This is a genomic window from Ruegeria sp. YKSE079, from assembly GCF_059612845.1.
In genome coordinates, this window is record NZ_JBXWRJ010000031.1 from 35,956 (window position 1) to 45,362 (window position 9,407).

Genomic DNA, 9,407 nt, shown 5'->3' on the forward strand with positions numbered 1-9,407 from the left:
GCTTTCCGGTCAAACCGGGTTGGGTTGAAAGTGGTTTTTGAAGGTCTGGCGCAACGCCTGACGGTCGAGCTTGCCCAGCACCGTTCGAGGCAACGCTTTGAGAGTGACGACATCATCCGGAAGCTGCCATTTCGCGAACCGACCGGTTGACATGAGCTCTCGAGAAATTCGCTCGATCTCGATCGCTTCTCCGGCCACGGCCACGCAGAGGGGTCGTTCTCCCCATCGCGGATGTTGCACACCGATGACGACGCATTCCTCCACTCCGGCGATCTGCGAAATCTGCCTCTCCAGCGCGGCTGGGGAAACCCACTCGCCGCCGGACTTGATCAGGTCCTTCTTGCGGTCCTGCAGGTGCAGGGTGCCGGTTCGGTCAATCTCGGCCGTATCACCGGTTGCGAACCAACCGGCCTGTCGCGCCGAGCCCTTTTGGCCGTGATACCGCTCGACGACACACGGGCCGCGAACCAGCAGTTCCTGCGTTCCATCTTCGGACTCTGCCAGCGAAAGTTCGGTCAGCGGCAGCGGCTGGCCCTGCATTGGCGGGACCTCGCCTACTTCGGGCGGCAAGTGCTGCATCGTCGCCGCACTCAGCGTTTCCGTCATGCCCCAGCACAGCATGGAGGTGACACCTGCCGCCCTGAGGATCGACAAGGTTTCAGAACGCGGTGCCGTGCCGCCCATCAGGATACGCAGCCCGGTGAGGTTTGCCTTTCGCAAGGCGATTTCCGGGGCAATGCGGGCAATCACCTCGGGAACGGCGCCGGTGAAGGTGATCTTCTGCTGGGTCAGGATGTCCGGAACTTGATCTGCCTGGATCGGCCCTGAAAGCACCGAGATATCCGCCCCGCACATGAATGCCGAATAGGGAACACCCCAGCCTGCGCCGTGGCAGAAAGGAACCATGAGCAGCACATTGTCGGAATGACTGATGCCGTAGCCATCGACCATTGCCTCGGTCAGGGCGTGCAGCGTCAGCGCGCGGTGAGAATAGCCGACACCTTTGGGCCGCCCCGTGGTGCCACTGGTATAACAGAGCACGGCTGGGGCATTTTCATCGGTTACCGCAGCCTCAATCGCATCAGGGTTCGGCGGGCCAGACCCCAGAAGGGCATCGAAACTGGTGACGTCTCCGCCCGCACCTTCACTCAGAGACAAGATATCCAGATCAGGGCGGGCCTTGCGCAATTCAGCAAGCAAATCGGCGAATTCGGCATCAATGAACAATAAGCGGTCGTCAGCGTCTTCAAGGATATAGGCGATTTCCTCGACCGGCAGACGCGTGTTGATGGCGTGGAACACGCCGCCCGCCAGCGGCACGGCCCACATCAGCTGCAAATGCCGAATTCCGTTTGCGGCGAGCGTCGCAACCCGTTGGCCGGGTTCGAGACCACGCGCCTGCAACGCGTTTGCCAAGGCAAGAACATCGTGGGCGAACTGATCATAGCTTTGTTCGACAACCGATCGGTCCGGACCAAAGCACCGTATGCGGCGCCCGGTACCGATGGTACGGCCGCGCTCGAAAAGTCGATAAAGTGTCAGTGGATCGGTCATTCCATTCTTTCCACAATACCCTCAGACCATGCCGAACTTCCGAAGCGTGGCTTGTGCGGCTCCGGTTGCGAGACAACGCTCGAATGACGCCATCGCGCGGTCGTCCATCTCAACCGCATCCCGGTCAATCGGCCCCGCGCACAGCTGTTTGGTTGCCGCAACCGCGTGGGCCGGTAGCGCAGCCAGCCGGGTGGCATAGTCGAGTGCGGCCTTGGCCGCGCTGCCTTCGGCCAGGAAGTCCGCTAACCCGATCCGATATGCGGTTTCACCGGAAAACCCTTCTGCCCCCCAAAGGATATGCCGCGCCGTATAGGCCCCCAGTCGCGCCTGCATCGCGGCAATGCCATAGGCGGCGTTCCAGCCGATGGGAACCTCTGGAAGGGCCCATTTTGCATCCGCGCTGGAAAAAACCACGTCACAGGATGCAGCATAGACCGCGCCACCGCCGATGGCGTACCCGTCGACAGCGGCAATGATCGGTTTCGGGTGACGATTGAAGCTGCGGGCCAGCGCCGCCATTTCGCGTTCGTCTGCGATCATTTCTCCGACGCTCTGACCGGAGAGAGCCTTGAGATCGCTGCCTGCTCCGAAGCCATGCGAATATCCCTGCAAAACAATTGCATTGACACCTTCATCGCGGGCGGCGCGCTCTAGCGCCCCGGCCAGCGCCCGTGTCACTGCAAGATCCATTGAATTGCGCCGCTCGGGCCGGTCCAGCGCCAGGGTCAGAACCGCCCCGTGATCGATCTCGCGCAGGCCTTCCGTCATCAGATTTTCACTCCAAACCGGGCATATGAGGCCCTGGCGACCTCGTGCTTGCAGCTTTCATGAAACATCTGGTTGGCCATCAGATCGAGCACCTGGCTGTTTTCACCCGCCGCCGGTGCACAAAGCCGCTTGGTCGCCGTAACGGCGTGTTCCGGCAGTGCCGTGAGCTTGGTCGCGTATTCGTGCGCTGCCTCGGCCGCGCGGCCCTCGGCAAGGAAATCCGCCAATCCCAGACGAACGGCTTCTTCGCCATCGAACGGATCGACGCCCCAGCAGACATGGCGGGTCACATAAGGCCCGCAACGGGCGAGGAATGCCTGGACACCCCAGCCGGGGTTCCAGCCCAACGCCACCTCGGGCAAATGCCAGCGGGCGTTCTTCGCAGTGAAAACCACGTCGCAGGACACCGTGAACACCATGCCGCCGCCCATGGTGAACCCGTCCACCGCCGCGATCACCGGCGTATCCATGAAACAGAACGAGCGGGCCACGGCAGCTTTTTCACGTTCTGCCGCGGAGATCTGGTCGAGGTTGAACGTGGCGAGTTCCTTCAGGTCGCTGCCGGCACAGAAGCCATGTTCCTTGCCGCGCAGGATAATCGCCTTGATCTCCGGGTCGCGGTCCAGTTCCGCCGTGACCTCGGCGATCCTGTGGGCAAGCCCGAGGCTCATGGCGTTGCGGACCTCGGGGCGGTCGATGGACAACGTGGCGACAGCGCCATCACGGGTGATTTCGAGCATGAAGGTTTTCCTTTACGTGAAGAGTTTCGGATCCATCGGGGGGATTTGATCGGGCACGCGCACCGGCGCAAAGCCCATCAAGTCGAGCACCTGGGCTTTCGGGTCGATCCCCGGGGCAACTTCGAGAAGTTCCAGACCGTCCGGCGTCACCGCAAAGACGGCACGTTCGGTGACAAAATGGGCGGTCTGACCACGCTCACGCACACCGGTCAGCAGCGGGTAGGTGATCTGTTCGACACTTGAGACGAATTTCGAAACCTTGCCTTCCTGCAGGATCGTCAGCTTGCCCCCTGTGGCGTCGACCTTCAGCCCGCCGGTGGTGAAGGTGCCGTTGAAGATCAGGTTGGTGGCGTTGTGTGCGATGTCGATGAACCCGCCCGATCCGGGATTGGCGCTCCCGAATTTCGAGACGTTGATATTGCCCTCAGCATCAAACTGGGCAAAGGCCAGCGCGCAGGTTTTGCACAGGCCCGCATGGATCGCATCAAACTGGGTTACGCCATCAAGCAGGGCATCGGGGTTGTAATTGGCCGAGAACTGCCAGCCCGAGGTGACGATGCCTCCGTATGAGCCGTGCTCGGTGGTGGAGGGGTAGTCATAGATGCCATCGCCATCGAACCGGCCTTCGGTGGCAAAGATCGTCGGGATCGAGGACGAGGCGCCGAACCCGTAGATCGTCAGTTCATTTTTATTGATCATGCTGGCAGAACGGCGGGCAATCACCGTCGGCGCACCGGGTTTCAGCGGTTGCAGCTCGCGCGGGTCCATCCGCGTCTGGCCCAGGAACCGGGCGTCGTCCTGAATGCCGGTGACCAGTTGCTGGTCAGGATCGACCACCACTTGATCGACCAGGACCCCGGGCACCTTGACCATATGCGCATGGCGCTCGCCGGGTTCATAGGTGCGCTTGACCTGGGCAATCACCTTGCCGCCGCAGGCCTTGACCGCCAGCGCGATCGCCAGGTTGGACGACACCAGGGGATCGTCCTCAAAACACAGGTTGCCGTGTTTGTCGGCCGACGTTGCCCGGATGATGCCGTAATCGAGATGCTGGCTCGGAAAGAAAAGGTGCGGCTTGCCGCGGAAATCGACCTTTTCGACAATGTCTTCGGTGGTACGCGGTGTGACCTTGCCGCCATCCAGATCGGGGTCGACAAAGGTGCCGATGCCGACCTCGGTCAGATATCCGGGGCTGCGCCGCGCAATCTCGCGCAGCCAATGCATCATGACGCCGATATGAAAGGTGTAGGCCTCGATCTTGTTGGCCCGGACCTGCCCCATCGACCGGGGGCGTTCGCCGGTCTTCGGATCGGGCGGGTTGATGAACGACCCGGTGATCAACCGCTTGGTCATGCCGTCGTGCATCAGGTTATCAATGCCCTTGATCGCGCCGTTGTCGCCCCCGAAGCAGGGGACATAAAGCGTCAGATCGCCCGGCGCACCGGTATCAAGGTAACGCTGCCCCAAGCTGCGCAGCAGCTTTTCCGGGACGATCCAGCCGATGACGCCAACGATGGCCAGCGTGGCACCGGACGGAATGTCGGCAACGGCGGTTTCGAATTCGGTGATCTTACTCATGGGATCCTCACATCAACACGGATGGCAGCCAGAGGGCGATTTGCGGAAAGGCGATCAGCAGTCCGATGGCCAGCGCCTGCAGGAAGATGAACGGCCAGAATGAGCTGTAGATGTCGCCCATCGTGATGTCGTCGGGTGCGACACCTTTCAGGTAGAATGCGGCCGGGCCGAAGGGCGGCGTCAGATAGGACATCTGCATGTTCATGGTGAACAGAACGCCGAACCAGATCGGGTCATAGCCGAAGCCGATGATGATCGGCACGAAGATAGGCATGGTCAGAAGCAGGATGCCGATCCAGTCCATGAACATGCCAAGCACAAAGAGGATCAGCATCATCACGATCAGGATCGCCAGCGGCGACCAGTCGAGCCCGTTGATGGCCGAGGTGACATAGGCCGCACCGCCGAAGAAATTGTAGACGCCGATGAGGGCGGTTGCGCCGAACACGATCCACATGATCATGCCACAGATGCGCAGGGTCTGATTGCAGACGTCCCGGATGAGACCGAGCGAGAAGGTGCCCTTGACCGCGGCCGAGATCAGCGCGCCGATGACACCCATGGCGGCGGCTTCGATAAAGGACGTGATGCCGGTATAGATACAGGTCAGCACCCAGGCGGCCACGGCGACAGGCAAGATGGCACCACGCATAACCGCCATCTTCTCGGCGCGTGGCATGTCGCGTTCTTCAGGCGGAAGCGGCGGCGCCTTGTCCGGCCAGATCGTCGCCGTCACCATGACATAGACCACATATAGGCCGGCCAGCATCAAGCCGGGCAGTAGCACGGCAAGGAACAGCTCACCCACACCAGTATCCGTGGTCAGCCCATAAACGATCAGCACGATCGACGGCGGGATCATCGTACCGAGGGACCCCCCGGCACAAACAACGCCCACGGCCAATTTCTTGTCGTATCCGCGTTTCAGCATTTCCGGCAGGGCGATCAGGCCCAAGAGGACGATCTCGCCGCCGATGATGCCGGACATTGCGGCCAGCAGAACCGAAACCGCCAGTGTCTGAACCGCCAGTCCGCCGCGTATCTTGCCGCCCAGCATCGACATGGCACGAAACAGATCGTTGGTGACCCCTGATTTCTCCAGAACCAGCCCCATCATCACGAAGAGCGGCACCGCCACGAAGGAAAAATCCGCCATCAGATCGTAGATGCGGGTGGCGATGAGGCTGAGACCCGTCGGGCCGAACTCCATCAGGATCAGGGCTGCGGCCATGATCCCCGTGGAAAAGGCCAGCGGCACGCCCGCGAACAATAAAAACAGGATGCCGATGACAAGGATCAGCGTGATCAGTCCGATACCCATGATCCTATGCCACCAGGCGTTTCATCGAACGGAAGATTTGCGTCACGGCGATCACGCACATGATGCCCGCGCTGACCAGCAACACGGATTTCAGGATCATCGGCAAGGGCGAGTCCCAACTGGTTCCGGTTGTTTCATTGAGTTTGATCGACAGGCGTGCATTGACCCATGCGCCATAGCCCACCAATGCCAGATACGCTGCGGCAACGATGGCCGCCAGCAAGTCCAGCCACCGCTGCACCCGCTCAGGCACGTTGTCGTAGATCGCGGTAATCCTGATATGGCTGCCTTCGTAAAGCACAACGATGCCGCCAATCGCGAAACAGCCCCCAACCAGCATGACGACCATGTCCTGCACCCAAATCCGCGGTGCATTAAAGCCGTAACGCATCACCACCTCAAAGCCGATGATGGCGACGCAGATGGCAAAGCCATAGCTGGCAATCTCGACCGGTTTCAGCACCCAGGGGAGAGACGGGCTGCGCGCATCGGGCTCTGGCAGTTCCATGGTGGTCCTCGAAGAAAAAAGCCGGGCCGATCACGGCCCGGCAGTTGGAAGAGATCAGTCGATCTGACCGATGGATTTCAGCCAGGCGATCTGGCTTTCGTAGACTTCCTGGGCGTGGGGGCTTTTTGCCGCCGTTGCTGCCCAGATTTCCTGTGCAGCCGCGCGGAACTTGGCGCGTTCTTCCGGCGCCCAGTCGATCAGGGTGATGCCCTTTTCTTCGGCCGCCGCCAGCACCTCGGCGTCTGCCTTTTCGAAAGTCTGAAGCATATCAAGCGCCAACGTCCGCACACCAAGTTCTAGAAGGGTCTGGGTTTTGGCATCCAGGCTGTTCCAGGTTTCGAGATTCATCGATACGTCGCCCATCGGGATCGAGTGGATGCCCGGATAGATCGCGTAGGGTGCGACATTATGCAGGCCCGCGCCGTCGTTGATCGAAATCGTCGACCAGTCCGTGGCCGAGATCACACCCTTTTCGAGCGAGGTGTAAACCTCGGAACCGTGCACCGAAACGGGCGCCGCTCCGATTGCCCGGAAAAGATCGGAAGACGGCCCCTCAGGCATTCGTATCTTCACGCCTTCAAATTCGGCAACCGTACGGATCGGTTCCTTCATGGGGATGGATTCCACGCCCCACGGCACCGGCCCGATAAAGTATAGCCCATGCTCGGCATAGATATTGCGGGCCAGTTCAAGGCCACCGCCCTGATAGTACCAGGTGAGAAACTGATAGACGTTGGAATAGCCCGCGTTCATTTCGCACAGCAGGCCGAAGGCCGCGTCGACACCGGCATAGTAGCATGGCGTGCTCTTTTGCATATCGAGAATGCCCGAGCCTACGGCCTGCAGCGTCTGGTTGTGGGCGACAATGGCCTTGTTGGGAAGGACAGTGATGTTGATGTCCCCGCCCGAGGCCGCAGTCATGTTAGCCGCGAATTGTTCAATGACGAGTTGAGGCGCAGATCCGCCGCCCCAGAATGACTGGAGTTTCCAGTCGTAGCTGTCCGACAGCGACGCTGTCGCCGACAGAGCCAGCGCTGCAGCACCAGCCATCAGGGATTTTGCAAAATTCATGGGTTTCCTCCTAGGGTTGGACATTGATTGCTTTTGGAAAGTCCGTAAAATCAGTCCAGTGCGGCCCCTTCGCGGTTCAGGATGTCGCGAACGTCTTCGCCTCGGATGTTGCGCAGGGCGACGCCGTCACGCAGCGCGATGTCCGCTGCCACAGCCGCCGCGTGGCCATAACCAAAGCATTGTGCAGTGACCCTGGCAGAGGCCAAGGCCTCGTGTTCAGCGGAAAGACAGCGCCCGGCGACTATGATGTTCTCGCCAATCTCGGGAATGAGCGTGCCGAAAGGAATTTCGTAATAGTCGTCCAGCAGCCATTCGACCTTGGGCTTCTGGCCGGAATGCAACTCGATCGGCCAGGGGCAGCGCACGACACCATCGGCATGTTTGTGGCGCCCCACCACGTCCTGGTTGGTCAGACGTTTGACCCCGACAATCGAGCGGGTCTGGCGAATACCGACCTCGACCCCGGTATCGACGACATAGCTGTCAGCACAGCCCGGCACCTTGTCCTTTAGGAACCGCGCATATTCCCGAACCTGATGGCGGGCGACGATTTCTGCTTCTGTGTGATCAACCGGGTTGGTCACATCCAGATCGCGCCCGTCACGGCCCAGGATGCGGGTGGCGTTGACCATGAGCTCGTTCGGGCGCGAGGTCGGAAAGATCCAGATCTTCTTGCGCGGAAGATGGTAATTGCCGCTGTTCTCGGCCTCGATCAACGCCTCGACGACGTGTGCCGGGCTGATCGTGTTATCGCCCCAGTACTCCAGGTAAGCGCCCACATCGACATTGCCCAACCGGAAGATCATCGTCGGGTTCTGGATGGTGCCGTCCTGCCCCTTGGTGGTCGCCCAGCCGGCGCGGTGCACGACATCGGCGTCGCCACTGGCATCAACAACCAGCTTGGCTTCAATCCTGGCCAGGCCGGATTTCGTGTCAACTATCACGCCACGCACGGCAGCCCCATCTCGCAGCACGCCCACGACGCGGGAATGGTAGAGAATGTTCACGCCTGCATCGGACAAAAAGTCGTCCGCGTTTTCGCGCCACATGTGCGGGTCATGCGTGACCGTCCAGGTTTTGCCATAGCGCTGCGGTTCCGTAAGACCGCCACGCGCGATCAACCGCTTGCGGAACTCGTCGGCAAAACCGAACACGACTTGCTCGGCACGATTGGCGTTCCGATCGCTGGACATGTAGAGACCGCAAATCGTGCCCGACATACCGGCAACCGCTCCACCGCCGCAGAAACCGTAGCGCTCGATCATGAGAACCTGATGCCCTTTTCGGGCGATGTTCGTTGCTGCCGAGACACCCGCAGCGCCACCACCGGCAACGATCACGTCAAACTGGCCCAGGCTTGGGATCGCTGCTTCGTTAAGCACTCCTTGAATCGCGTAATCGTCGGAAAGCATGGCGTCGCCCTGTTCGAATTATTGATACCTCATCTGATATATCATTAGATATAGTTCGGTCAATGAATCTGGCAGCGCTCCTAATTACCAGCGCAAGGCAGTCTCTATGAGTTTGAAAACATGAAGAATAATCGAACAAGGAACTTCTGTAAGGAACGACCCTTCAGCACATTTCCAGGCTCACGGTTTCTGCTTTCAGATGCCAACGCCGGAAAGTGGCCAGTTGATTCCCTCGGTTCCAGGACGGATGTCCTTGGCGTTCGGAACTATCCTTTGCGATAGAACACACTGTGAAACTTCAGACAGATTGAGATTGCGCAACGAGATATCGAATGGCCGCTGCGGGGACGTTGCGACGGTGTGTCGGCGACAAAGGAGAGGACCTTCCTTGTGCCATTTCTCTTGAAGCGAAATACCGCAATGCAAAGCAAACCAGACACTGCAGTCAATTAGCT

8 protein-coding genes are annotated in these 9,407 nt (G+C 60.0%); all 8 read right to left on the reverse strand.

Translation table 11 applies throughout. From position 1 onward, the window contains the following. Positions 1-9 precede the first annotated feature (9 nt). From AC2FMY_RS20840 to AC2FMY_RS20875, 8 genes are read right to left on the reverse strand one after another with little or no spacing between them, the layout of a single operon-like run. Complete coding sequence (locus AC2FMY_RS20840) at positions 10-1,554, reverse strand: AMP-binding protein (RefSeq protein WP_480747850.1); 1,545 nt, start codon at positions 1,552-1,554, stop codon at positions 10-12. Positions 1,555-1,575: 21 nt separating this feature from the next. Next, a complete protein-coding gene (locus AC2FMY_RS20845; protein ID WP_480747851.1) occupies positions 1,576-2,322 on the reverse strand; it encodes an enoyl-CoA hydratase/isomerase family protein in 747 nt (248 codons plus the stop codon). Beyond that, positions 2,322-3,062 (reverse strand): enoyl-CoA hydratase/isomerase family protein, encoded by a 741-nt coding sequence (locus AC2FMY_RS20850; RefSeq protein WP_480747852.1) that lies wholly within the window; start codon positions 3,060-3,062, stop codon positions 2,322-2,324. Before AC2FMY_RS20850 ends, AC2FMY_RS20845 begins: the two co-directional genes overlap by 1 nt. A gap of 12 nt (positions 3,063-3,074) precedes the next feature. Beyond that, positions 3,075-4,640 carry a CoA-transferase gene (locus AC2FMY_RS20855; RefSeq protein ID WP_496748281.1) on the reverse strand — a complete coding sequence of 522 codons (1,566 nt, stop codon included), beginning with the start codon at positions 4,638-4,640 and terminating at the stop codon, positions 3,075-3,077. A 7-nt stretch (positions 4,641-4,647) separates the two neighbouring features. Continuing rightward, positions 4,648-5,961, reverse strand: coding sequence for a TRAP transporter large permease (locus AC2FMY_RS20860; RefSeq protein WP_480747854.1), 1,314 nt, complete (start codon positions 5,959-5,961; stop codon positions 4,648-4,650). A gap of 4 nt (positions 5,962-5,965) precedes the next feature. Then, positions 5,966-6,469, reverse strand: a complete 504-nt coding sequence (locus tag AC2FMY_RS20865) for a TRAP transporter small permease subunit (RefSeq protein ID WP_480747855.1) — start codon at positions 6,467-6,469, stop codon at positions 5,966-5,968. Positions 6,470-6,523: 54 nt separating this feature from the next. Next, positions 6,524-7,540 carry a TRAP transporter substrate-binding protein DctP gene (gene dctP, locus AC2FMY_RS20870; RefSeq protein ID WP_480747856.1) on the reverse strand — a complete coding sequence of 339 codons (1,017 nt, stop codon included), beginning with the start codon at positions 7,538-7,540 and terminating at the stop codon, positions 6,524-6,526. A 50-nt stretch (positions 7,541-7,590) separates the two neighbouring features. Next, the gene (locus AC2FMY_RS20875) at positions 7,591-8,952 is read right to left on the reverse strand and encodes an FAD-dependent oxidoreductase (protein WP_480747857.1); all 1,362 of its coding nucleotides are present in this window, start codon (positions 8,950-8,952) and stop codon (positions 7,591-7,593) included. Between the last annotated feature and the right edge of the window lie 455 nt (positions 8,953-9,407).